The sequence below is a fragment of the Nocardia sp. CS682 genome (assembly GCF_004634405.1).
GTDB classification, from domain to species: domain Bacteria; phylum Actinomycetota; class Actinomycetes; order Mycobacteriales; family Mycobacteriaceae; genus Nocardia; species Nocardia ninae.
Map to the genome: position 1 here is coordinate 5,759,810 of NZ_CP029710.1, position 23,007 is coordinate 5,782,816.

The following is a 23,007-nucleotide window of genomic DNA, read 5'->3' on the forward strand; positions in this document are numbered from 1 at the left end:
GGTGAGCCATGTGCGGAATCGTGGGGTACGTCGGATACCGGGACGCGCTCGGCGTAGTCGTTGACGCGTTGCGCCGCATGGAATATCGCGGCTACGACTCCGCGGGTGTGGCGATCGTCGACGGCGCGGGCGCGTTGGCAGTGGAACGCAAGGCAGGCAAGCTGGCCAATCTGGAGGCCGAGCTCGCCGAAATCGGGGTGTCGAGTTTCGCGGGCACCACCGGAATGGGGCACACGCGTTGGGCGACGCACGGCGCGCCGACCGACCGCAATGCGCACCCGCACCGCGATGACAGCGGCAAGGTCGCCGTGGTGCACAACGGGATCATCGAGAACTTCGCCCCGCTGCGCCGCGAGCTGGAGGAAGCCGGCGTCGAGCTGCGCAGCGACACCGACACCGAGGTCGCCGTGCACCTGGTGGCCAGGGCCTACGCCGAGGGGCCGACGGCAGGCGACTTCGCGGCCAGCGCGCTCGCGGTGGTTCGCCGGCTGGAAGGCGCGTTCACGCTGGTCTTCACCCATGCCGATCACCCCGATCTGATCTTCGCGGCGCGCCGGTCGACACCGCTGGTGGTCGGCGTCGGCCGGGGCGAGATGTTCATCGCCTCCGATGTCACGGCGTTCATCGAGCACACCCGCGAGGCGGTCGAGCTCGGGCAGGACCAGGCCGTGGTGATCACCGCGGACAGCTACACGGTCACCGACTTCGCGGGCGACGACGCGACAGCGCGCACCCGCCCGTTCACCATCGACTGGGATCTGGCCGCCGCCGAGAAGGGTGGCCACGACTACTTCATGCTCAAGGAGATCGAGGAGCAGCCCGCCGCGGTCGCGGACACTCTGATCGGGCATTTCACCCACGATCAGGATGGCGGCGGCCGGATCGTGCTGGACGAGCAGCGCCTCGCCGATCAGGAACTGCGCGACTTCGACAAGGTCTTCGTGGTCGCCTGCGGCAGTGCGTATCACTCGGGACTGCTGGCCAAGTACGCGATCGAGCATTGGACCAGGCTGCCCGTCGAGGTGGAGCTGGCCAGCGAATTCCGTTACCGCGACCCGGTTTTGGACCGGTCGACGCTGGTGGTGGCGGTTTCGCAGTCGGGCGAGACGGCCGACACGCTAGAGGCGGTGCGGCACGCCAAGGAGCAGAAGGCGCGCGTGCTCGCGATCTGCAATACCAATGGCGCGCAGATTCCGCGCGAGTCCGACGCGGTGCTCTACACCAGGGCCGGGCCGGAGATCGGCGTCGCCTCGACCAAGGCGTTCCTGGCGCAGGTGACCGCGAATTACCTGGTCGGGCTGGCCTTGGCGCAGGCGCGCGGCACCAAGTACCCGGACGAGGTGGCCCGCGAGTTCGCCGAACTCGAGGCGATGCCGAAGCTGGTGGCCCGGGTGCTGGAGACCGCGCCGCAGGTGCGGGCGATCGCGCGCGAGCTGGCGCACGTGTCGACGGTGCTGTTCCTCGGCCGCCACGTCGGGTACCCGGTGGCGCTGGAGGGTGCGCTCAAGCTCAAGGAGCTGGCGTACATGCACGCCGAGGGTTTCGCGGCGGGCGAGCTCAAGCACGGCCCGATCGCGCTGATCGAGGAGGGGCTGCCGGTGATCGTGGTGATGCCCTCGCCCAAGGGCCGCGCGGTGCTGCACTCCAAGCTGCTCAGCAATATTCGGGAGATCCAGGCTCGCGGCGCGCGCACCATCGTGATTGCCGAGGAGGGCGACGACACGGTCCGCCCGTTCGCCGACGATCTCATCGAGATCCCCTCGGCGCCGACGCTGTTCCAGCCGTTGCTCTCGACGGTGCCGTTGCAGATCTTCGCCGCCGAGGTAGCCCAAGCGCGCGGCTACGACGTGGACAAGCCCCGCAACCTGGCCAAGTCCGTCACCGTCGAATAGTCCGTTCACCGAAACGCCCCGAACCATCCAGTGGTTCGGGGCGTTTCGCGTTCGGGGGTGGATTCGCCTTCCTCTGACGTGGCGCAGCCCCTGCGGCACGGTGCGAGTGATGTTGCTGTCCCGGGCCGCTCACGACACCGAACCCGGCGGCACCCGGGGTTCGGGTGCGGCACCCGGCACCCGGCACCCGGCACCCTCGGCATGCGGGTCAGGGGTGGGTGACTGCCAGGGATTCTGCTGGAGCCGGAGCAGTTTCGGCGGTGGACCGGCGCTCCAAGGCACCGGACCAGACGGCCAGGGCCAGGGCGGTGAGCACCAGCGCGACGCCGACCCAGTTGGGGGCGGTGTAGCCGAAACCCGCCGCGATGACCAGGCCGCCGAGCCAGGCGGCGATGGCATTGCCGAGATTGAAGGCGCCGATATTGACCGCCGATGCCAAAGTCGGTGCGCCGGAGGCCTGATCGAGCACGCGCTTCTGCAGCGGCGGGACGGTGGCGAAGCCGAGCGCGCCGATCAGCACGACGGTGACCGCGGCGGCGATCTTGTTGTGCGCGGTGAGGGTGAACAGGGCGAGCACCACGGCCAGGCCGCCGAGGGACAGGTAGAGCATCGGCATCAAGTGGCGGTCGGCGAACTTGCCGCCGATCAGGTTGCCCGCGAAGAACCCGAGTCCGAACAGCACCAGCAGCCAGGTGACCGAGCTGTCGGCGAAACCGGTGACCTCGGTCATCATCGGCGCGAGATAGGTGATCGCGGCGAAGACACCACCGAAGCCGAGCACGGTCATCGCCATCGCGAGCAGCACCTGCGGGTTGCGAAAGACGGCGAGTTCGGTGCGCAGCCTGGCGTCCTGTGGTGCGGGCTGTTCGGGCACCAGCAGCGCGACGCCGACCAGGCCGATCAGCCCGACCAGCGCGACGATCAGGAAGGTGAGCCGCCAGCCGAAGTGCTGGCCGAGCAGGGTGCCGACCGGCACGCCGACCATGGTGGCGACGGTGAGTCCGGTGAACATGATCGCGATCGCACCGGCGCGCCGATCCGGCCGCACCACGGCGCCCGCGACGACCGCGCCGATGCCGAAGAACGCCCCGTGCGCCAGCGAGGCCACGATGCGTCCGGTCAGCATCAGTCCGAAAGTCGGTGCGACGGCGGACAATACGTTACCGGCCACCAGGAGCAGCAGCATGCCGAGCAGCATCCGCTTGCGAGAGACCCGGGTGCCGAGCCCGGTCATCAGCGGCGCGCCGACCACGACGCCGAGGGCGTACCCGGTGACCAGCATCCCGGCGGTGGGGATGGACACCGCATAGGTGTCGGCGATGTCGGGGAGCAATCCCACGACGACGAATTCGGTGGTGCCGATTCCGAATGCCCCGAGTGTCAGGGCGAGGAGTGCGAGCGGCATGAGCGGGAGCCTCCACGATAAGTTGCGCCTGAGCCTTACGGGCGTCAACAATAATTGCAAGCGCGTGATAATTGCAAGCGCGGGCTATTGCGATAGTCATCTATCCTGGAGGGACAATCCCTACGCGGAAGGAACGCAATGACCGCGGATGCCGCCCTGACCGGCCTGGCCGATGGCTGGTACGCACTCTCGCTGCTGCATGATCGGATCGAGGCGCACATCGAACGGGCGCTACAGGCAGGCCACGATCTGAGCGTCCGCGAGTACTCGCTGCTGGTCGTGCTCAGCCGTCAGCACGACGGCCCGGGCGGTCACCTACGGATGAACCAGGTCGCCGAGGCGGTCGTGCTGAGTCAGAGTGCGACGACCCGCCTGGTCACCCGGCTGGAGGACCGCGGATTGCTGCAACGCTACCTGTGCCCCGACGACCGTCGCGGCATCTATACCGACGTCACCCCGCCGGGTCTGACGCTGCTGGAACAGGCCAGGCCCACGCACGACGCCGCGCTCGCGAGTGCCCTCGGCCAAGCCGCCGCGGACCCCGAGCTGGCACCGCTGGTGGCGGCCGTCGAAGCCCTCAACACCAGCTCGGCGCGCAGTCCGCGCACTCGTCAGTACCGTCCCGTCTGACCCATCGGGGCGGCACGACGCTGAGCGTCGTGGTGCAACCAGGTGCCCCGAAACGGTCTCGGAACTGCCGGAGTGGACTGCTCGACGCCTGGCCGCGCGGTCAGGCGTCGGGCGGAACCTGGCGCAGGCGTGGACTATTGAACGGTGATGCTGCCGCGCATCTCGGGATGCAGCGAGCAGAGGTAGCGGTAGGTGCCCGGGACGGTGAAGGTGTAGCTCCAGTCGCCCTTGTCGATGATGGGGCTGTTGAGACCCATGGCCTTGTCGCCGATGCCTTGCACGGTGTGCGGGGCCTTGTCGGCGAAGTGCCAGGTGACGGTGTCGCCGGTCTTGACGGTGATCTCCGCGGGGGCGAATTTCATGTCGTCCACCGCGACCGTGACGGCGGCCGGTTTCGTATCGCCCGGCGGCGTGGTGGCCGAGGTCGTCGACTGCGGTGACCGCTTCGTGGTGGTCGCGGCGGAGTCCGTGTCGCCGCCACCGCACCCGGCTGCCAGTAGCGCCGCTACCAGCGCGCATCCGGTGACTACCTGCGTTGACCTGGCACGGCGCTTGACCATAGACATGATGGCCAAGCGTAGTCTGCTGGAGTTGCGGGCCTGCGCGGCGCTCTCGGCGCCTCGGCACACCCGCGGTGATCGACAAGCAGTACCGAACAACCCAGTGGAGGATCGCCCATGTCCACGCAGCGGGGCTATTTCACCGCCGACGAAGTGCGCGCGGCCGAGGCCGAGCTGTTCACCCGGGTGCCGGACGGTGTCCCCATGCAGCGCGCGGCCCACGGCCTGGCCACCGTCGTCGCGGGCGAGCTGCGGGCGCGCACCGGCGGGGTCGCCGGACGCTCGGTGACCCTGCTCGTCGGCTCCGGCGACAACGGCGGCGACGCGCTGTGGGCCGGATCGATGCTGCGCCGCCGCGGGGTCGCGGTGACCGCGGTGCTGCTGAACCCGGCCCGCGCTCATGCGAAAGGCCTTGCGGCGCTGCGCAAGGCAGGTGGGCGGGTGCGTGAGGAGGTCGGCGCGCCCGACTTGGTGATCGACGGCATCGTCGGCATCTCCGGTCGCGGTGCGTTGCGCCCGGCCGCCGCGGAACTCGTTGCCGCACTGGCGGCCCCGATCGTTGCCGCGGATTTGCCCAGTGGGGTGGATCCGGATACCGGCGCGATCACCGGCCCGGCTGTCCGCGCCGCCGTCACCGTCGCGTTCGGTGCGTACAAGCCGGTGCACGCGCTCGCCGCGCCGCACTGCGGGCGAATCGAACTGGTGCCCATCGGTTTACAGCTGCCGGAGCCGAAGCTGGCTGCGCTGGAGCCCGCGTCGATCGGCGCGAGCTGGCCGGTGCCGGACGAGCACGACGACAAGTACACCCAGGGCGTCACCGGCGTCTGCGCGGGCAGTGCCGACTACCCGGGTGCCGCGGTGTTGTGCACCGGTGCCGCGGTGCTGGCGACCTCGGGCATGGTCCGCTATGCCGGAACCGGCAGCGCGGACGTGCTCGCCGAGTTCCCGGAAGTCATTGCCACCCAGCATGTCTCGGAGGTCGGCCGAGTGCAGGCATGGGTGTTCGGGCCGGGCGCCGGTACCGATGCCGACGCCCGCAAACGGCTCACCGAAATCCTCGCCACCGACCTGCCCGTCGTGGTGGACGCCGACGGCCTCACCATGCTGGCGGCCGAACCCGAGCTGGTGCGTGGCCGCTCGGCGCCGACCGTATTGACCCCGCACGCAGGCGAATTCGCCCGACTGACCGGCGCGGAGATCGGCGCGGACCGAGTGGCCGCGGCGCGCGCACTCGCCGAGGACTGGCGGCTCACCGTCCTGCTGAAGGGCCGAGCCACCCTCGTCGCCGCCCCTGGCGCCCCCGTCCTCGTCAACGAGGCAGGCGCGTCCTGGGCCGCCACCGCGGGCGCGGGCGACGTCCTCTCCGGCATCATCGGCGCCTTGCTCGCCGCGGGCCACACCCCGGCCTGGGCCGCCGTGGCCGCCGCCCGGGCCCACTCCCTCGCCGCCAACCTCGCCGCGCACGAAGGCCACCCCGAGGCCGCCCCGATCTCGGCGACCCCGCTACTGCACCACCTTCGCCCTGCCATCCGCACCCTGCGCGCCCTCGCCCGACCCGATCTCACCGGGTAATAGTCCAGCGCGCCCGTCTGTGCCACAGGACACGGCCGCGACCACTCACCACAACCGGCCATGGCCACGCGAATAGACTCCACAGAACACCACGGGACAACTGATATCGAAAGCACATGGGTAACTCGTCGGGTACGGGCTGACCTCACCCACCATCTCACCGCCGGCCGCCGGCGTCACGATCGTGGCACCTGAGTCCGGCCTGAATACCCGGGGAGGCGGAACAGAGAGGCGGGCATGCACGCGCAAGTGGAGACGGTCGTCGATCTGGATGCCATTGCCCATAACGTGCGCGTCCTCCGTGACCACGCGGGCGACGCGGCCGTCATGGCGGTGGTCAAGGCGGACGGCTACAACCACGGCGCCGTCGAGGTCGGCAAGGCTGCGCTCGCCGCGGGTGCCGCCCAGCTCGGGGTCACGACGATCGATGAGGCGTTGCTGCTGCGCCGGGGCGGGATCACCGCGCCGATCTTGAGCTGGCTCAACAATTCCGGCGCCGACTACGCCGCCGCGGTCACCGCCGACATCGAGATCGGCGTCTCCTCGCTCGCCCAGTTGCGCGCAGTGGAGGCGGCGGTCCGGTACACGGGCCGCACCGCGACGGTCACGCTGAAGGTGGACACCGGCCTCAACCGCAACGGCCTGTCGACGGAGGAATACCCGAAGGCGCTGGCGGAGCTGCGGGCGCTGGTCGACGAGCAGGCGGTGCGGTTCCGGGCGATCTTCTCCCACCTCGCCCGCGGCGACGAACCCGAGCACCCGACCAACAATCTGCAGCGCGACCGCTTCCTGGAGGCCATCGCCGCCGCGAAGGAACACGGCCTGGAACCGGAGCTGGTGCACCTGGCCAACTCGCCCGCCACGCTGACCCGGCCGGATCTCGCCTTCGACATGGTCCGTCCGGGCATCGCTGTCTACGGACTGTCCCCGGTGCCCGAGCTCGGTGACTTCGGGTTGCGGCCGGCGATGACATTTCAAGCGCACGTCGTCCAGGTCAAGCGTGTCGCGGCGGGTGAGGGTGTCTCCTACGGGCACACCTGGATTGCCCCGCGCGACACCACGGTCGCGCTGATCCCGGCAGGCTATGCCGACGGCGTATTCCGGCCGCTGAGTGGACGATTCGAGGTATGGCTCGGCGGTGCGCGGCACCCGAACGTCGGCCGGGTCTGTATGGACCAGTTCGTCGTCGACCTGGGCGACAACGCCGCCAACGTCCGCGAGGGTGACGTCGCCGTCCTGTTCGGCGGCGGACAGGGCGAACCACGCGCCGAGGACTGGGCGATTCGGCTCGACACCATCAACTACGAGGTGGTCTGCTCGCCGCGCGGCAGAGCCGTCCGCCGCTATATCGGCGGTGACCGATGAAGCGCCGCCGCCGGATCACCGCGGTCCGCGGCGGCCTCGCCACCGCGGGTGTGGTCGGCGCGCTGGCCGGCGCGCACGCTTTGCGCCGGATGGGCTCGCGGGTGCTCTGGCCCGCTCGCCGCGACGAATACCGCGACGAGAACTTCGATCTCATCGATGAGGACCGGTCCGGCGCGGTGCTCACCGAGGACGGTGTCCGCCTGGCCACCCGGGAATGCGGGCCCACCGACGCACCGGTCACCGTGATCTTCGTGCACGGCTTCTGCAACACCATGGAGTCTTTCCACTTTCAGCGCCGCGACCTCGAAAAGCGGTGGGGTGCAAGCGCGCGGATCGTGCTGTTCGACCTGCGCGGGCACGGCCGCTCGGGCACGCCGAAGACCGACAGCTGCACCGTCGCCCAGCTCGGCCGCGATCTGGCCGCGGTGATCAGGGCGAGCGCGCCGACCGGTCGGGTGGTGCTGGTCGGTCATTCGCTGGGTGGCATGGCGGTGCTCGCCGCCGCCGCACAGTTCCCGGAGTTGTTCGCGGAGCGGGTGATCGGTGTCGCGCTGTTCTGCACGGCCGCCGCCGAGGTCACCGAGACGGGCATCACGCAGTTGCTGAGCAATCCCGCGATCGATCGGGTGCGAATGGCCGTGCTCGCCGCACCGGCGCTGGCCCAGGCGGGGCGTACCACTGCGCGCCACGTGATCTCGCCGATCTTGCACGTCAGCTCGTTCCACGGCCCGGTGAGTCCCACGCTGTCCCGGTTCACCACCATGATGATCGACCGGACGCCGGTCGAGACCGTCGTGAAATTCCTGAAAGCCATCGAGCTGCACGACGAATCGGCCGCGCTGCCCACCATCGCGCCGCTGCCGGTGCTGGTACTCGGCGGCGTGCACGACCTGGTGATCCCGTTCCGCAACTCGCTGGCCCTGGCCCGCCAGCTGCCGAATCGCGAACTGATCCGCTTCGACGACGCCGCGCACATGCCGCACCTGCAGTTCCCGGATATCGTCAACGACGCGCTCGACCGATTGCTCGTGCGCGCGGGTGTGATCGAGTCGACGCAGGACAGCGTCTCGGAGGTGACAAGTGGCTGACCGGCAGCAGCGGATCCTGCCCACCGTCGCCGACACCGAGGCGCTCGGCCGCGAGCTCGCCGCCGGCCTCGGCGCGGGGGACCTGGTGGTGCTGGACGGCCCGCTCGGTGCGGGCAAGACCGCGCTCACCCGGGGCATCGCCGCGGGCCTCGGTGTGCAGGGGCGGGTCAGCTCGCCGACCTTCATCATCGCCCGCCAGCACCGGGCCGGCGAGCGCGACGGCGCGGTGCCGCTGGTGCACGTGGACGCCTATCGGCTCGGCGGCGACCTGGACGAGCTGGACGCCCTCGACCTCGACACAGATCTGCATCAAGCGGTGGTCGTGGTGGAGTGGGGTCGCGGGGTCGTGGAACACCTGACCGACCGGCACCTGCGGGTGCTGCTCTCGCGCGAACCGGATTCGGACGTGCGCACCGCCGAATGGGAATGGGTCGATTAACTACCAGGTAGCTCCGCACCGACGGCAGCTACCAACCGGTATCGTTGGGTCAATCATGCTGGTATTAAGTGTCGACACCGCGACACCCGCCGTGACAGCGGGATTGGTGGAACTGGAGCAGGCCGCACCGGGCGCCGCCGTCCCGGCGAAGGCGCGCACGCTCGCCTCCCGCGTCCGCGTCGACCCCCGGGCGCATGCCGAAGTGCTGACCCCGCAGATCCTCGAATGTCTCACCGAGGCAGACCGTTCCAGGGCCGACCTCGACGCGATCGTAGTCGGCATCGGCCCAGGTCCGTTCACCGGTTTGCGCGTCGGCATGGCGACGGCCGCGGCCTTCGGTGATGCCCTTGGTCTTCCGGTGTACGGCGTGTGCAGTCTCGACGCGATCGCCGCCGACGCGGTGGCCGACCTCACACCGGGCAGTGAACTGCTGGTGGTCACCGACGCCCGCCGCCGCGAGGTGTACTGGGCGCGTTACCGCGACGGTGTGCGCGTCGCGGGGCCGGACGTGGCCAAGCCGAGCGACGTGGATATGGCGCAGGCCACGGTGGTCGCCGGATCCGCCTCGCACGTCGACTTCTTCGACCTACCCGTGCTCCCGGTGGAGACACCCTCGCCCGCCGGGCTGGCGCAGGCAGGCGCGGCCGACGTGCTCGCGCGAGCGGTGCCCGCCGCACTGGTTCCGCTGTACCTGCGCAGGCCCGATGCCGTCGAGAAGAGCTACCGCGCGCTCGACCGGACGGGAGCGTGAGCCGGTGAGCATCCGAATCGAGCCGATGGTCGCGGCGGACATCGAGCGCTGCGTCGAACTCGAGCAGCTGCTGTTTCCCGAGGACGACCCCTGGCACGCGGTGGCGTTCCAGTCGGAACTCGCCGCACCGCACAATCGCTACATCACCGCCCGCGACGGGGACGGGCGAATGGTCGGCTACGCCGGTGTCGCACTGCTCGGTGATGACGAACACCCCGAGGCCGAGGTACACACCATCGGTGTCGACCCGACCTGTCTGCGCGCGGGCATCGGCACGTTGCTGCTCGAGGCGTTGCTCGCCGAGGCGGGCAAACGCGGCGGGCCCGTGTTCCTCGAGGTACGCACCGACAACACGCCTGCGATCGCGCTGTACGCCAAGCACGGCTTCCACATCATCGGCTTGCGCAAGAACTACTACCATCCCAGCGGCGCCGACGCCTACACCATGCGCAGGCCCGCGCTCAGCGCGCTGCCTCTCCCGGACGAGGTCCTCTCGTGATCATCATGGGCATCGAAAGTTCGTGCGACGAAACCGGAGTCGGCATCGTGCGCAGGCACGCCGACGGCTCCTGTGAGCTGCTCGCCGACGAGGTCGCCTCCAGCGTGGACCAGCACGCGCGCTTCGGCGGCGTGGTGCCGGAGATCGCGTCGCGCGCGCATCTGGAGGCGATCGTGCCCGCCATGCGCCGGGCGCTCGCCGTGGCGGGGATCGCCAAGCCCGATGCGCTGTGCGTGACCATCGGCCCCGGCCTGGCCGGCGCGCTGCTGGTCGGTGTCGCGGCCGCGAAAGCCTATGCGGCGGCGTGGGATGTGCCGTTCTACGCCCTGAACCACCTCGGCGGGCATGTCGCGGTGGACACGCTGGAGCACGGTCCGATGCCGCCGTGCGTGGCGCTGCTCGTCTCCGGCGGGCACACCCATCTGCTGCACGTCACCGATCTGGCCGAGCCGATCGTCGAGCTCGGCAGCACCGTCGACGACGCGGCGGGCGAGGCGTTCGACAAGGTGGCGCGGCTGCTCGGACTCGGTTTCCCCGGCGGTCCCGCGCTGGATGCCGCTGCGGCCAAGGGGGATTCGCGGGCGATCGCGTTCCCGCGCGGCATGACCGGTCCGCGCGACGCGCGCTACGACTTCTCGTTCTCCGGTTTGAAGACCGCCGTCGCCCGCTATGTCGAGTCCGCGCAGCGCAGCGGGCTGACCGCCGAGGATCTGCCGATCCCGGACATCGCGGCGTCGTTCCAGGAGGCGGTCGCCGACGTGCTCACCATGAAGGCGGTTCGCGCGGCGCAGGACGTCGGCGTGGACACGCTGGTGCTCGGCGGCGGCGCCACCGCCAACTCGCGTATCCGATCGATGGCCGAGGAGCGTTGCGCGGCCGCCGGTGTGACGCTGCGCGTGCCCAAGCCTCGCCTGTGCACGGACAACGGGGTAATGATCGCCGCGCTGGGCGCCCACGTAATCGCAGGCGGCGCAAAGCCGTCCGCGCTGACCGTGGCCACCGATCCCGGTCTCCCCGTCTCCATCAGCCGCGTCAGCTGAGCCGCAGCCCGGCGATCACCGTGCTGGGCGCGGTGTCTGCCGTACCCGGCTTACTCGGTCCGACCGGGCATTGGGGTTGCGGTCTTTCCCGAGAGCAGGAAGGAGATCAGTCGGTCTCGCTGGACGGTCCCGGATTCGTCCCACCGGGACGCACTGAACCCGAATTCTGTCGCGGCAGCACCGGCAGATGGGACTGCGCCGGGGCTTGCGTCGGCGCGGACTTCGGTGCGGTGGGTGTCTGGGTGCCTGGCTTGGTCTTGTCCTGGTCGGACGAACCCGCCTGGGGGCCGATGGAATTGCCGAACAGCGGGCCGAGCAGCTCGGGGAAGGGGATGACCGGCAGGTTGGGGTCCGGGCGCAGCGTGGGCTGGGTCGGCGGGGTGACGGGGACCGGTGTCGGGGTGTTCGACGGCTGACCGCGATCCTGGGTGATCGGCGGAAGGTTGCCGCCGGGTGGGCGATTGGTGCTCTCCTGATTGCGCCCGCTGGTCGAGGTGCCCGCCCCGGTGGGTGGTACGCCGTTGCCCGGTGCCGGCGGCAGCTGCGACACGCTGCTCGTGGTGCCCGCGGGGGAGACCTCGTCGTCCGAGGTGGGTGCGAAGGTTTTCACGCCGTAGCCGATGATCAGCCCGACCACCACGATCGCGCCTGCCAGGGTGCCGACCACCTTGGTGAACGTGCCGACGGGCGCGTCGGCGCCGAGCGCGGCCACCGGGAACACCGACGGCTGCACCGAATCGGCAACGAGCGCGGCGCCTTTCGCGATCACGGCGTCGGGATCCTCGACGGTGAAGACCGGCACGTCGAGTTGGTCGCCGAGCGTGTCGACGACGGCGGGAATGTTGGCTCCGCCGCCGATCACCGTGACCGCCTGCGGGAACTTGGGCGCCCGCGCGAACACCGCCGCTGCGAAGACGGCGGTCTCGCGCAGCAGGTCGGAGATCAGCTCCTCGAAGTCGGCCCTGGTCAGCTTGAGCGGCCGGCCTGCGACGTGGTCGATGGTGACGGCGGGCGCGATGGACAGGTGTTCCTTGGCCGCGCGGCCGCGGTTGGTCAGCATGCCGCGGTTGGGGCGGGTGCCGCGCCGGGCGTAGTGCAGGTCGACCAGGTGGTGGTAGATGAGGTCGTCGATGGCGTTGCCGCTGATCGCGATGGTGCGCTCGGACCGGAGCACGGTGCCGTCGGCCTGGTCGGCGACGGTCACGGTGAGGCCGGTCGCGCCGAGATCGACGATGGCGACGGTGTCGTAGCGGTCGAGCAGGCCGGTGTGGCGCAGGTAGGTCAGCGCCGCGGTGCCCTCCGGGACCAGCCGCAGTTCCCGCTGCTTGCCGGTGGCCGAGCGGATCGCCTGCGCCTGCTCCTTGCTGCGGTACGCGACGGCCACGCTGGTGGGCGGGCGACTGGTCGGCGGCTCCGGGGTGCGTGGGTGCGCGCCCGCGAAGCGCGCGCCGACGGGGTAGCCGACGTCGTGCAGCTGCGTGGTCGGCAGCTGGGTGGTCATCAGCTCGATCGAGGACGCGACGAGGTCACCGAGGTCGGAGTGGGCCGCGTCGGCGGAGACGACGCGGTAGTCGAAGCTCTGCGCGCCGTTCGACGCGGTGGCGACCAGCGCCGAGCACACGACCTCGGACCCGGCCGAGATGCCGAGGGATGTTCGCATGTTCATTCACCTCCCTTCGAGCGGATGGTCTGTGCGGCGCGAGCACTTGCCCCTTGCGAGCGCTCTGTGTCGCCGACCATCTCGAATGGACTGCCCGGTCGCCGTGTACTCGACGAACGATTCGGATTGCGGAACCGATGCGGTCCCGTAGTCCGGATAGGTCGCGGGGACCGGCGATGGATCACGTGTGGCTAGCTCTCTGATGCAGCTCTGGTGGCGCGGGTACTTCGGGTGACGCTGGTTCTTCTGTGACGCAGGGTGTTCGATGACGCCGGAACTTCGGATCACGCTGAGGTATTCGGTGACGCCGAGCGCTGTAGCGACGTACGTTCTGTGACAACCCCTGGTCTCCGACGGCACTGGTTCGTGACGAACACAGCGGTCGGACAGCGACCGTCGTCAATACTGTCACAATCCGTTATCCGAACGTTACAGTTTTCCGGATCTGTTGAAAACCCCTCCGGGCGTGCGTTGGGCGTGTCGGCGGCCACGCGTGTCTGTCGGAGCGCTCGCGCGAGCGAACGCGCGGAGCCGTGCGATCCGAAATTGGCACATCCCGGCCTTGAGCGCTGGCACTCTCATGTATAGAGTGCTAGTCGGCACTGCTGAACGCGTACGGCCGGTTCTCCCGTCCGGCGCACTGTGCTTGTGCCAAGCAGTTTTGACTTCTGAGCAGGGGTCCCGGCACCCGCGACGACGGGGCTATGCGACAGGGTCAGCACCAAAACCTGATACCGATGGTCCGGAACAACAGTTGCGGACGACATCCCCGGAAAGTGGAGGGCTCAACGTGGCGAGCGTGAACATCAAGCCGCTCGAGGACAAGATCCTCGTCCAGGCCAACGAGGCCGAGACGACGACCGCCTCCGGCCTGGTCATCCCCGACACGGCGAAGGAAAAGCCGCAGGAGGGCACCGTCATCGCCGTCGGCGAAGGACGCGTCACCGACAAGGGTGACCGCATCCCGGTCGACGTCAAGGAAGGTGACACCGTCATCTACAGCAAGTACGGCGGCACCGAGATCAAGTACCAGGGCGAGGAATACCTCATCCTGTCGGCGCGCGACGTGCTGGCCGTCGTCACCAAGTGACCCGCGCTCCGCGCGGTCGTTCCGGCGTGAGCCGGGATCGAGTGGTGACGTTCCATGCTCACCCGACCGCCGGGATCGAGTCGTCATGACACTGCCCCGGTTCCCCTGAGCGGGGACCGGGGCAGAGTCGTCTCAGCTCTTAAATCCAAGGAATAGGACTTATGGCAAAGCAGATCGAGTTCGACGAGAAGGCTCGCCGGGCTCTGGAACGCGGTGTCGACAAGCTCGCCGACGCCGTCAAGGTCACCCTCGGCCCGCGCGGCCGCCACGTGGTGCTCGCGAAGGCCTTCGGCGGCCCGACCGTGACCAACGACGGTGTCACCATCGCGCGCGAGATCGACCTGGAAGATCCGTTCGAGAACCTCGGCGCGCAGCTGGTGAAGAGCGTCGCCACCAAGACCAACGATGTCGCGGGCGACGGCACCACCACCGCGACCGTGCTGGCCCAGGCGATGGTCCGGGCCGGCCTGAAGAACGTTGCCGCGGGCGCGAATCCGATTTCGCTCGGCTCCGGCATCGCCAAGGCGGCCGACGCGGTCTCCGAGTCGCTGCTCGCCGCGGCCACCCCGGTGTCCGGCGAGACGGCGATCGCCCAGGTCGCCACCGTGTCCTCGCGGGACGAGGAAATCGGTGAGATGGTCGGCAAGGCACTGACCGTCGTCGGCAAGGACGGCGTCGTCACCGTCGAGGAGTCCTCGACGACGCAGACCGAGCTCGTGGTCACCGAGGGCGTGCAGTTCGACAAGGGCTACCTCTCGCCCTACTTCGTCACCGACACCGACAGCCAGCAGGCCGTGCTGGAGGATGCGCTCATCCTGCTGCACCGCGAGAAGATCAGCTCGCTGCCGGACTTCCTGCCGCTGCTGGAGAAGATCGCCGAATCCGGCAAGCCGGTGCTGATCATCGCCGAGGACGTCGAGGGCGAGGCCCTGTCCACGCTGGTGGTCAACTCCATCCGCAAGACGATCAAGGCCGTCGCCGTGAAGGCGCCGTTCTTCGGTGACCGCCGCAAGGCGTTCCTCGACGACCTGGCCGTGGTCACCGCGGGCACCGTGATCAACCCGGACCTGGGCATCACCCTGCGCGAGGCCGGCCTGGACGTGCTGGGCCAGGCGCGGCGCATCGTCGTCACCAAGGACGACACCACCATCGTCGACGGTGTCGGCACCAAAGAGGACATCGCGGCCCGCAGCGCGCAGCTGCGCCGCGAGATCGAGGCCACCGACTCCGACTGGGATCGCGAGAAGCTCGAAGAGCGCCTGGCGAAGCTGTCCGGTGGCGTCGCGGTGATCAAGGTCGGCGCGGCCACCGAGACCGCGCTCAAGGAGCGCAAGTACCGAGTCGAGGACGCGGTGAGCGCGGCCAAGGCCGCCGTCGAGGAGGGCATCGTGCCCGGTGGCGGCTCCGCGCTGGTGCAGGCGGCCGCCAAGCTGGTCGAGCTGCGCGACTCGCTCTCCGGCGACGAGGCCGTCGGCGTCGAGGTGGTGCGGACCGCACTGTCGGCGCCGCTGTTCTGGATCGCCACCAACGCGGGCGTGGACGGCTCCGTGGTGGTCAGCAAGGTCGCCGAGGGCAAGGAAGGCTTCAACGCCGCCACCCTCAGCTACGGCGACCTGCTGACCGACGGTGTCGTCGACCCGGTGAAGGTGACCCGCTCGGCCGTCGTGAACGCGGCGTCGGTGGCGCGGATGATCCTCACCACCGAGAGTGCGATTGTGGACAAGCCCGCCGACGAGGCGCCCGACCACAGTCACCACGGCCACAGCCACTGAGCTGGGACCGAAACCAGAGAAGGCCCTCGGACATCGAGTCCGGGGGCCTTCGTTTTTCGTAGGTCAGGAGGCGACGGGCGGTTGTTCGGCGGCGATGGCGGCGAGCAACCGGGTGCGCAGCGTGGCGGGTGGTGGGGTCGCCGTCGCGGTGGCGAGCACGGCGAGTGCTTCTCTCGTCTGCCCGATCTCCCTGAGGAACTCCGCGCGTAGAGCGGGGTCCTCGGTGTCGAGCAGTTCTTGCACCTCATGGTGGTCTACGTCGTCGATCGATCCGAGCGCGACGGTGTGCGCGAGATCGACCTGGCGTTCGTTCATCTCACGTCACCCCCAAACTTCTTTTGAGTCGTGTCAATCCGTCCCGAATTCGGGACTTAACGGTCGGTAACCCTACTCCGAGGTAATGCGCGACCTCCGCGTAGGTCCGCCCGCCGTAGTAGGCGAGCGAGATGGCCTCCCGCTGGGTCTCGGTCAGTGTCGCGAGTCCCTCGAGGACGGCCTGTTGTTCGAGCCTTCGCTCTACCTCTTCGGTTACTTCATCGAATTCGTTACCGAGCACCCGTATTCCGTAGGCGACCTCGCGTTGGGTGTGCGCCTGCTCGGCGCGTACCCGGTCCACCGCGCGCCGATGGGCGAGCGTCATCAACCACGTCACGGCCGACCCCTTGTCCGCGTCGAAACTCGCTGCGGTGCGCCAGATCTGCAGGTAGACCTCCTGCGTCGTCTCCTCGGCATAGCCGGGGTCGTGCAGCACGCGCAGCACCAGACCGAAGACGCGCGCGGACGTCCGGTCATATAGCTCGGCAAAGGCTTCCTGGTCGGACTCGCCGCAACGATGTAGCAGGAGGGCGAGTTCGATGCTCTCGGCGGCGCGGGCCGTAACCGCAGAATCCACACCGGGTGGGAAGGCATCTCTTCGGAACGAGTCGCCCTCTGCGGCCGGCTGCCGCGTTGTCACAACGCTCCATTCTGTGTCATCGGTCACCACCGTAGCGTGCCGCTATAACCTCCTTTCGGCTGGGGTGTCGGCAAACCACCTGTGGCCCAGCGACTTTGCGGAAAACTTCGACACGCCGGGTGGCTCGCGCAAGAGACACGCCGTGACACGCCGATAGCTAACCGCGAAACGCAGGGCTCGACAGGGTGTGCGGCTTCGGGTGGTCGCCGCCGCAGGCGTGGCGGAGGTGACCGCGTATTGCCTGCCGGTTGTTTGCTAGGGATTCGGCGCACCGCGCCGTATGGATGGGAAGAACTTCAACTAAACCGCCATCCGGCGCCGATTGCGCCGGGCATGCATCTCGCGTTCGGTCTCGGACATGCCGCCCCAGATGCCGTAGGGCTCGCTGACCTTCAGGGCGTGACTGCGGCACTGCATCAGCACCGGGCAGGCCCGGCAGATCTCTTTGGCGCGCATCTCGCGCGCGGTACGGGCTCGGCCACGTTCGCCGTCGGGATGGAAGAACACGGCCGAGTCCTGCCCGCGGCAGGACCCTCGCATCTGCCAATCCCAGACATCGGCGTTCGGCCCGGGGAGGTGGGTCGGCATGGGCATTGTGTGAACTCCTCGTGGTGCGAGCTCGTCAGCGTTGTCGAGCAGTTGTTCTGCAAAGTGTGGTAGGCCACGGCGCTGTGTCGGCGGGTGCCCCTGTGCTCGCCCGTTGCGGTCGCTGCAATTTCGCGCGGCGCCGACCGTGGCGATGAGCTACGTTAGGTCCAGCCGCGAAATTCCGTCAATAGTTCGGCGCAGTAGTTTCCCAAATCTTAGGCTGCGAAATTTAACCTCCGAGCTGTTTACTTTTCGCATTGGTTCCGGCGATACTGATCGGTTGACCAGTGGCCGATGGCTCGGCGCTGCTCCGGAGCAGGACTTATTTCCGCTGGTAGACCCTATTTTCAGGGGCATCGGCCCGGTCAGAGTCCATCGGCCGCCGGGTGGGGGTGGTCACAGTGGCACGCGACGGCATGTGGTGCGAGCAGATCCGAGATGGCGGAAACGGGGCGCAGAGGTTAATTGCGCGAAACGCGTGTGAATTCCGATCGTGAGCGCTCGGGGATTGCCGGGGCGAGATTTACCTGATGGAAACATCGCAAAGTGTTGGAAATGCTGAATGGTTGCCGGTTGGTGGGCTCAGGTCTTTCTCCCGGCCATCTCCAGCGCACCCCGGCTAGAGTTTCGGCCGTGTTCGTACCTGCTCCGCTCGGAGATACCCGATTCGAGATCCTCGCTGAGAGTGCCTTCGGCGCCCGCCCCGGCCGCGCCGCTGCCGAGTTGCCGACGACGCCCGACGCGCTCGGGTCCTGGTATCGAGCGGTGATTCTCGGCGGCCAGGGTCGTTATGCCGCGGCCCGTGCCGAATTGCGCATCGTCCGCGCCCGCAGCACCGATCCGGTGCTGCTTTCGCTGGCCGCGAGCACCGAGGGTTCGCTGCTGCGCCAGCTCGGCTGGCACGCCCGCGCCGCCGCCTGCGACGGGCGGGCCGCGGCCCTGATCTCGGCGCGAGCGCTCGGCGACCGCGCGACGGATGCCGTCGGACCCGAGCTGCCGTTCGAGCGGGGCGACGCGATCAGCGACGCGCTGACCGGCCTCGCGGCCGACGCGCTCGGCATCGGGCGGGTGGCGTTGGCCTGGCGGCTCCTCGCGCGCAGCGAGGCGGTGCGGCCTGCCGCCGAGCTCGGCTGGCGGCCCGCCATCCGCAGGCAGTGGGTCAGCGCCGAAACCGCGCTTGCCGCAGGCACTGTCGAGCCCGCGACCGAACATGCGGCGGCCGCGCTCGCGCTCGCCGAGCGCGCGCCGTCGGTGCGGCATCTGGTCAAATCCCGATTGCTGGTCGCCGCGGCGGCCGCGGTGGCGGGCGACCACGACCGGTCACGCGCGCTCGCCGACGAGGTTGCCGAACAGTGCCGCGAACACGGTCTGCTGCCGCTGCGCTGGGCGAGCGCCATGCTGCGTGCGGGGCTGGCCGTTGCGGGCGCCGCGGCGGAGGCCGAGGACTGTGCCGCAACCATCGTTCGACGTGGCGGCCGGTTCCGGCCGAGCACGGCGGGGTAGCGGGCCGTGGGGCGTTAAGCCCGACTACATCAGGTTGTGCGGTGCCCATGGTTCCAACGGTGACCGTGTTGCCTTGTTCCGGGCGCTGTATCGCTATTGTTAGTTCCGTTCCGCCGCTTCGGCGGAAGCACTGGTCATCACGACCGTGCCACTTGTAACGCCGGGAATCTCTCTGACGATGACGAACATGGGCGAAGAGTTGGACCTCGCCGTCGCTGCGGCTGCGCAGGGCGACAGATCCGCTTTAGCTCAGGTACTGGAGATGATCCGCCCGCTCGTGGTGCGTTATTGCCGCGCGCGGATCGGAGCCGCGGAGCGTGGGCAGCTCTCCGCGGATGATGTTGCGCAGGAGGTCTGTCTGGCCGTGATGACAGCCTTGCCCAGGTATCAAGACCAGGGCAGGCCCTTCATGGCCTTCGTTTACGGAATCGCTTCGCACAAGGTCGCCGACGCCCATCGCAATGCCGCCCGTAACAAGGCGGAGGCAATGGCCGAAGTACCAGATGTCATATCCACCGACCATGGTCCGGAACAACGAGCTCTCGAATCGGAGACGAGCAGGCAGATGAACCGTCTGCTCGCGACACTCCCCGAAAAACATCGAGAGATCTTGATCCTGCGATTGGTCATGGGTTTGTCAGCCGAAGAAACCGCAGTCGCCGTGGGCAGTACGGCGGGGGCGATACGAGTGGCCCAGCACAGGGCACTCGCAAAACTGAAGTCTCAAGTGGCGAGGGCAGGTGAAATGTATGGCTAGGGATGGCGAGCGCGGTCGGGGTGACTGGAAAGCGCGGCTTGGATCGCGAAACAGCGGTCCCTACGCCGACGCGTCCGGAGACACCGGCCCGGTCGATATCGCCGCGGTACGCCGCGACGATGCGTTGATCGACGCCATCGCAAGCGATGGCCCGGTACGGACCGACAGCGCGGAGGAATATCAACTCGCGGCCATGCTCGCGGATTGGCGGGCCGAACTCATCGCACCGCCGATGACCGCGGCGCCGGATCTGGATGCGATCGTTGCCGCGGTGAACCAGGAGATCGGCGCCCGTCAGGTGCGCGTCGGCGCACAGAGCGGCGGTGGCCGGCTGCGGCTGGTTCGCCCGCTGCTCGGCGCCGCGGCGGCGCTCGCCCTGGTCTTCGGCGGCATGACGGCGTTCTCCTACAACTCCGAGCCCGGCGATCCGCTGTGGAGGGTCAAGGAGGTCGTCTTCAATCAGGCGGCCCAGAGCACCGTGGCGCAGCGGGCAGGCACCGATCTGGACGAAGCGGCGAAGCTGATCAATCAGAACCCGGTTCAGGCCAAGGAACGCCTGGAGCAGGCGCGGGTGAACGCCGATCAGGTCGACAGCCCCGAAAAGCACGACCAGTTGATGCTGGAGTGGAAGCGACTCGTCAGCCAACTGCGTGCCATGGGGTACAACGACCTGGCCGATCAGCTGGACCAGGGCACCTCGACCAAGCCGACCGGCCCGGTGACCAGCACCAGCGCCAAGCCGAAGCCGGTACCGCCGGTCGACGCCACGCTGCCGCCGGTGCAGCAGACGAAGCCTGCCGATCCGAGCGACCAGCCGACCGACCCCACCGATCCGCCGACCCCGACCAACGACAAGCCGACTCTGCCGCCGACGGTGACCACACCGCCGCCGACGGTGGAGCCGACCGTCACCCAGCCGCCGCAGACCCCGACCACCGTGGCCGACCCGACGGCGGTTCAGCCGACCTCGGACAACGGCGGCGCGCCGACTCGGGTACCGACGCAAGGCAATCCGGGCACCACGTTCGTCGTACCCACCGGGTCCGGCGGCGCGGGGACCACCAGTTAGCCGACGACACCGGCAACCACCGAGAAACTTTTCCAACAGGACGCGAACCGATTGCCAACGGGCAGTCGGTTTTCTGTTGTCCGGGTGTCACGCCCCCGTGACGGTGCGGCGAAAATCACAGCGTTGTATGCCGCAGTGCGCGAGCCCCGAAGGGGACGCGTCATCGGTTCGGTGGCTCGAACCTCAGTTGTCGAATCCGTCGAATCCGTCGCCGTGGAAGGCCTCGTTCATCGAGGCATCCGCGTATCCCCGGCAGTAGTCCCAGGTGACATACGCTTCCGGCGTCGGATCGTAGGCGGGCTCGTGCGGGCGCACGGTGCCGTCGACCAACAGTTGAAGTAGGTTGGCGCGCAACATGTCCCAGTCGTGGTAGTGATCCTGCCGACAATCTTCGCAGCTGACCACGAGTCCGCGGATACCGCGGTGCGCTAGTAGCGCCTCGTAGACAGCGAGGTCGGCGAGATCTTCCTCGACCGCAAGGCGCTCGTGGGGATCCAGCGGCTCACCGGGCTCGATGGCGTCGAGCGCGGCGGACGGGTCGGAGGGGTCTCCGGCGAACGGATCCGGCGGCAAGCCAGGTGGTAGATGGTCACGCACATCCCCACGGTACGCAGAACAGGGTGGTCTGCGCCAGCTATGTAGGCCGCAAGTTTCGCCGGTGGGCTCACTTCGTCGATGAGTTTGCGGGACAGATACCATGGTGTCAGGCCCCGGCGAGCACCCGACACGATTCCCGGAGCCACCAGTCCATCCCATCAACTGCGCGCGGCGCCGGTGACCCCGGCGTCGGTCGCTGTCGACGTCCAGGAGGGGTCGATCCGAATGAGTAATCCCGTATCGGGCGAACGCACCGCTGTCCGCCCATCTACGGGTGGTGACGATCCGAACAAGATCGCCATGCTCGGCCTCACATTCGACGATGTGCTGTTGCTGCCCGCCGCCTCGGATCTCATCCCCAGCTCTGTGGAGACCTCCAGCCAGCTGACCAGGGACATCCGGCTGCGGACCCCGCTGGTCAGTTCGGCCATGGACACGGTGACCGAGGCGCGGATGGCCATCTCGATGGCCAGGGCGGGCGGCATGGGTGTGCTGCACCGCAACCTGGCCGCCGCCGATCAGGCCGCCCAGGTGGAGACCGTGAAGCGGTCCGAGGCAGGCATGGTGACCGACCCGGTGACCTGCCGCCCGAACGACACCCTCGCCGAGGTCGACGCCATGTGCGCCCGCTTCCGCATCTCCGGTCTGCCGGTGGTGGACGAGGTCGGCAGCCTTGTGGGCATCATCACCAACCGCGACATGCGCTTCGAGGTCGACCAGAACCGCAGGGTCGAAGAGGTGATGACCAAGGCGCCGCTGATCACCGCGCAGGAAGGCGTCACCGCGGAGGCCGCGCTCGGCCTGCTGCGCAGGCACAAGATCGAGAAGCTGCCGATCGTCGACGGCAACGGCAAGCTGCGCGGGCTCATCACCGTCAAGGACTTCGTCAAGACCGATCAGTACCCGAACGCCACCAAGGACCGCGACGGCCGCCTGCTGGTCGGTGCCGCGGTCGGCGTCGGCGACGACGCCTGGTCGCGCGCCATGACGCTGTCCGACGCTGGCGTCGACGTGCTCATCGTCGACACCGCGCACGGGCACCAGGCGCAGGTGCTGCAGATGGTCACCAAGGTCAAGGCCGAGGTCGGCGACCGGATCCAGATCGTCGGCGGCAACGTGGCCACCAGGGCCGGCGCGGCCGCGCTGGTCGAGGCGGGCGCGGACGCGGTGAAGGTGGGTGTCGGTCCCGGCTCCATCTGCACCACCCGCGTGGTCGCCGGTGTCGGCGCGCCGCAGATCACCGCCATCCTCGAGGCCGTCGCGGCGTGCAAGCCCGCCGGTGTCCCGGTCATCGCCGACGGCGGCATCCAGTTCTCCGGCGACATCGCCAAGGCGATCGCCGCAGGCGCGTCCACCGTGATGCTCGGCTCGCTGCTCGCAGGCACCGCCGAGTCGCCCGGTGAGCTGATCCTGGTCGGCGGCAAGCAGTTCAAGAGCTACCGCGGCATGGGTTCGCTCGGCGCGATGCAGGGCCGCGGCCAGGCCAAGTCCTTCTCCAAGGACCGCTACTTCCAGGACGACGTGCTGGCCGAGGACAAGCTGGTGCCCGAGGGCATCGAGGGCCGGGTGCCGTTCCGCGGCCCGGTCAACCAGGTCATCCACCAGCTCGTCGGCGGCCTGCGCGCGGCCATGGGCTACACCGGCTCCCAGTCCATCGCCCACCTGCAGGAAGCCCAATTCGTGCAGATCACCGCGGCGGGCCTCAAAGAGAGCCACCCGCACGACATCACGATGACCGTCGAGGCCCCTAACTACACTGGTCGCGGCTAGCCCGC

Annotated in this window: 22 protein-coding genes; 15 read left to right on the forward strand and 7 right to left on the reverse strand. The window is 68.8% G+C overall.

Annotated features, from left to right (window positions below; genetic code table 11):
- Positions 1 to 8 precede the first annotated feature (8 nt).
- Positions 9 to 1,892, forward strand: a complete 1,884-nt coding sequence (gene glmS / locus DMB37_RS25820; RefSeq protein ID WP_135234880.1) for a glutamine--fructose-6-phosphate transaminase (isomerizing) — start codon at positions 9 to 11, stop codon at positions 1,890 to 1,892.
- A gap of 208 nt (positions 1,893 to 2,100) precedes the next feature.
- Here glmS and DMB37_RS25825 read toward each other — a convergent pair whose 3' ends face one another.
- Positions 2,101 to 3,297: an MFS transporter gene (locus tag DMB37_RS25825; protein ID WP_135234881.1), complete on the reverse strand. Its 1,197-nt coding sequence runs from the start codon at positions 3,295 to 3,297 to the stop codon at positions 2,101 to 2,103.
- A 138-nt stretch (positions 3,298 to 3,435) separates the two neighbouring features.
- On the opposite strand from DMB37_RS25825, the gene DMB37_RS25830 reads away from it, so the two are divergent.
- Positions 3,436 to 3,927, forward strand: a complete 492-nt coding sequence (locus DMB37_RS25830; RefSeq protein WP_107654246.1) for a MarR family winged helix-turn-helix transcriptional regulator — start codon at positions 3,436 to 3,438, stop codon at positions 3,925 to 3,927.
- A gap of 134 nt (positions 3,928 to 4,061) precedes the next feature.
- Here the strand turns inward: DMB37_RS25830 and DMB37_RS25835 are convergent, their stop codons facing one another.
- Positions 4,062 to 4,493 carry a cupredoxin family copper-binding protein gene (locus DMB37_RS25835; RefSeq protein ID WP_240771658.1) on the reverse strand — a complete coding sequence of 144 codons (432 nt, stop codon included), beginning with the start codon at positions 4,491 to 4,493 and terminating at the stop codon, positions 4,062 to 4,064.
- 111 nt (positions 4,494 to 4,604) lie between these two features.
- Between DMB37_RS25835 and DMB37_RS25840 the strand changes: the two genes are divergently transcribed.
- From DMB37_RS25840 to tsaD, 7 genes are all read left to right on the forward strand, one after another.
- On the forward strand, positions 4,605 to 6,059 hold the full coding sequence (locus tag DMB37_RS25840) for an NAD(P)H-hydrate dehydratase (RefSeq protein ID WP_135234882.1): 1,455 nt from the start codon (positions 4,605 to 4,607) through the stop codon (positions 6,057 to 6,059).
- A gap of 237 nt (positions 6,060 to 6,296) precedes the next feature.
- Positions 6,297 to 7,424 carry an alanine racemase gene (gene alr / locus DMB37_RS25845; protein ID WP_135234883.1) on the forward strand — a complete coding sequence of 376 codons (1,128 nt, stop codon included), beginning with the start codon at positions 6,297 to 6,299 and terminating at the stop codon, positions 7,422 to 7,424.
- A complete protein-coding gene (locus DMB37_RS25850; RefSeq protein WP_135234884.1) occupies positions 7,421 to 8,512 on the forward strand; it encodes an alpha/beta fold hydrolase in 1,092 nt (363 codons plus the stop codon). Before alr ends, DMB37_RS25850 begins: the two co-directional genes overlap by 4 nt.
- Positions 8,505 to 8,951: a tRNA (adenosine(37)-N6)-threonylcarbamoyltransferase complex ATPase subunit type 1 TsaE gene (gene tsaE, locus DMB37_RS25855; RefSeq protein ID WP_107654250.1), complete on the forward strand. Its 447-nt coding sequence runs from the start codon at positions 8,505 to 8,507 to the stop codon at positions 8,949 to 8,951. Before DMB37_RS25850 ends, tsaE begins: the two co-directional genes overlap by 8 nt.
- A gap of 55 nt (positions 8,952 to 9,006) precedes the next feature.
- Positions 9,007 to 9,702 carry a tRNA (adenosine(37)-N6)-threonylcarbamoyltransferase complex dimerization subunit type 1 TsaB gene (gene tsaB, locus DMB37_RS25860; protein WP_135234885.1) on the forward strand — a complete coding sequence of 232 codons (696 nt, stop codon included), beginning with the start codon at positions 9,007 to 9,009 and terminating at the stop codon, positions 9,700 to 9,702.
- A gap of 4 nt (positions 9,703 to 9,706) precedes the next feature.
- A complete protein-coding gene (gene rimI / locus DMB37_RS25865; RefSeq protein WP_107654252.1) occupies positions 9,707 to 10,201 on the forward strand; it encodes a ribosomal protein S18-alanine N-acetyltransferase in 495 nt (164 codons plus the stop codon).
- Complete coding sequence (tsaD, locus tag DMB37_RS25870; RefSeq protein WP_135234886.1) at positions 10,198 to 11,241, forward strand: tRNA (adenosine(37)-N6)-threonylcarbamoyltransferase complex transferase subunit TsaD; 1,044 nt, start codon at positions 10,198 to 10,200, stop codon at positions 11,239 to 11,241. Before rimI ends, tsaD begins: the two co-directional genes overlap by 4 nt.
- A gap of 106 nt (positions 11,242 to 11,347) precedes the next feature.
- Here tsaD and DMB37_RS25875 read toward each other — a convergent pair whose 3' ends face one another.
- Entirely contained in the window at positions 11,348 to 12,901 is a 1,554-nt protein-coding gene (locus tag DMB37_RS25875) for an Hsp70 family protein (protein ID WP_167768938.1), read from the reverse strand.
- A 790-nt stretch (positions 12,902 to 13,691) separates the two neighbouring features.
- On the opposite strand from DMB37_RS25875, the gene groES reads away from it, so the two are divergent.
- Both groES and groL read left to right on the forward strand, forming a co-directional pair.
- Positions 13,692 to 13,991: a co-chaperone GroES gene (groES, locus tag DMB37_RS25880; protein ID WP_014981824.1), complete on the forward strand. Its 300-nt coding sequence runs from the start codon at positions 13,692 to 13,694 to the stop codon at positions 13,989 to 13,991.
- 161 nt (positions 13,992 to 14,152) lie between these two features.
- Positions 14,153 to 15,763, forward strand: coding sequence for a chaperonin GroEL (groL, locus tag DMB37_RS25885; RefSeq protein ID WP_135234888.1), 1,611 nt, complete (start codon positions 14,153 to 14,155; stop codon positions 15,761 to 15,763).
- 63 nt (positions 15,764 to 15,826) lie between these two features.
- On the opposite strand, the gene DMB37_RS25890 is transcribed toward groL, so the two are convergent.
- From DMB37_RS25890 to DMB37_RS25900, 3 genes are all read right to left on the reverse strand, one after another.
- Complete coding sequence (locus tag DMB37_RS25890) at positions 15,827 to 16,078, reverse strand: hypothetical protein (RefSeq protein ID WP_107654255.1); 252 nt, start codon at positions 16,076 to 16,078, stop codon at positions 15,827 to 15,829.
- Between the two features lies 1 nt (position 16,079).
- Positions 16,080 to 16,655 (reverse strand): sigma-70 family RNA polymerase sigma factor, encoded by a 576-nt coding sequence (locus DMB37_RS25895; protein ID WP_107654256.1) that lies wholly within the window; start codon positions 16,653 to 16,655, stop codon positions 16,080 to 16,082.
- A 363-nt stretch (positions 16,656 to 17,018) separates the two neighbouring features.
- Positions 17,019 to 17,312, reverse strand: coding sequence for a WhiB family transcriptional regulator (locus DMB37_RS25900; RefSeq protein ID WP_014981828.1), 294 nt, complete (start codon positions 17,310 to 17,312; stop codon positions 17,019 to 17,021).
- A 627-nt stretch (positions 17,313 to 17,939) separates the two neighbouring features.
- Between DMB37_RS25900 and DMB37_RS25905 the strand changes: the two genes are divergently transcribed.
- The 3 genes from DMB37_RS25905 (at position 17,940) to DMB37_RS25915 (ending at position 20,635) form a co-directional block, all read left to right on the forward strand.
- Positions 17,940 to 18,809, forward strand: a complete 870-nt coding sequence (locus tag DMB37_RS25905) for a hypothetical protein (protein ID WP_135234889.1) — start codon at positions 17,940 to 17,942, stop codon at positions 18,807 to 18,809.
- A gap of 178 nt (positions 18,810 to 18,987) precedes the next feature.
- Positions 18,988 to 19,566 carry a sigma-70 family RNA polymerase sigma factor gene (locus DMB37_RS25910; RefSeq protein WP_107654257.1) on the forward strand — a complete coding sequence of 193 codons (579 nt, stop codon included), beginning with the start codon at positions 18,988 to 18,990 and terminating at the stop codon, positions 19,564 to 19,566.
- Positions 19,559 to 20,635 (forward strand): anti-sigma-D factor RsdA, encoded by a 1,077-nt coding sequence (locus DMB37_RS25915; protein WP_135234890.1) that lies wholly within the window; start codon positions 19,559 to 19,561, stop codon positions 20,633 to 20,635. The genes DMB37_RS25910 and DMB37_RS25915 overlap by 8 nt, the downstream gene beginning before the upstream one ends.
- Before the next feature lie 183 nt (positions 20,636 to 20,818).
- On the opposite strand, the gene DMB37_RS25920 is transcribed toward DMB37_RS25915, so the two are convergent.
- Positions 20,819 to 21,232 (reverse strand): DUF5319 domain-containing protein, encoded by a 414-nt coding sequence (locus DMB37_RS25920; protein WP_022567296.1) that lies wholly within the window; start codon positions 21,230 to 21,232, stop codon positions 20,819 to 20,821.
- Positions 21,233 to 21,457: 225 nt separating this feature from the next.
- Here DMB37_RS25920 and guaB point away from each other — a divergent pair, with 225 nt between their 5' ends.
- Complete coding sequence (gene guaB, locus DMB37_RS25925; protein ID WP_135234891.1) at positions 21,458 to 23,002, forward strand: IMP dehydrogenase; 1,545 nt, start codon at positions 21,458 to 21,460, stop codon at positions 23,000 to 23,002.
- Positions 23,003 to 23,007 lie beyond the last annotated feature (5 nt).

What these genes read in the sequence shown, in the direction of transcription:
- DMB37_RS25900 (WP_014981828.1), bottom strand. Translation starts at nt 17,312, where the DNA reads ATGCCCATGCCGACCCACCTCCCCGGGCCGAACGCCGATGTCTGGGAT.
- DMB37_RS25850 (WP_135234884.1), top strand. Translation starts at nt 7,421, where the DNA reads ATGAAGCGCCGCCGCCGGATCACCGCGGTCCGCGGCGGCCTCGCCACC.
- DMB37_RS25835 (WP_240771658.1), bottom strand. Translation starts at nt 4,493, where the DNA reads ATGTCTATGGTCAAGCGCCGTGCCAGGTCAACGCAGGTAGTCACCGGA.
- DMB37_RS25825 (WP_135234881.1), bottom strand. Translation starts at nt 3,297, where the DNA reads ATGCCGCTCGCACTCCTCGCCCTGACACTCGGGGCATTCGGAATCGGC.
- tsaB (WP_135234885.1), top strand. Translation starts at nt 9,007, where the DNA reads ATGCTGGTATTAAGTGTCGACACCGCGACACCCGCCGTGACAGCGGGA.
- groL (WP_135234888.1), top strand. Translation starts at nt 14,153, where the DNA reads ATGGCAAAGCAGATCGAGTTCGACGAGAAGGCTCGCCGGGCTCTGGAA.
- DMB37_RS25830 (WP_107654246.1), top strand. Translation starts at nt 3,436, where the DNA reads ATGACCGCGGATGCCGCCCTGACCGGCCTGGCCGATGGCTGGTACGCA.
- DMB37_RS25875 (WP_167768938.1), bottom strand. Translation starts at nt 12,901, where the DNA reads ATGCGAACATCCCTCGGCATCTCGGCCGGGTCCGAGGTCGTGTGCTCG.
- glmS (WP_135234880.1), top strand. Translation starts at nt 9, where the DNA reads ATGTGCGGAATCGTGGGGTACGTCGGATACCGGGACGCGCTCGGCGTA.
- DMB37_RS25910 (WP_107654257.1), top strand. Translation starts at nt 18,988, where the DNA reads ATGACGAACATGGGCGAAGAGTTGGACCTCGCCGTCGCTGCGGCTGCG.
- DMB37_RS25890 (WP_107654255.1), bottom strand. Translation starts at nt 16,078, where the DNA reads ATGAACGAACGCCAGGTCGATCTCGCGCACACCGTCGCGCTCGGATCG.
- alr (WP_135234883.1), top strand. Translation starts at nt 6,297, where the DNA reads ATGCACGCGCAAGTGGAGACGGTCGTCGATCTGGATGCCATTGCCCAT.
- DMB37_RS25840 (WP_135234882.1), top strand. Translation starts at nt 4,605, where the DNA reads ATGTCCACGCAGCGGGGCTATTTCACCGCCGACGAAGTGCGCGCGGCC.
- DMB37_RS25915 (WP_135234890.1), top strand. Translation starts at nt 19,559, where the DNA reads ATGGCTAGGGATGGCGAGCGCGGTCGGGGTGACTGGAAAGCGCGGCTT.
- guaB (WP_135234891.1), top strand. Translation starts at nt 21,458, where the DNA reads ATGAGTAATCCCGTATCGGGCGAACGCACCGCTGTCCGCCCATCTACG.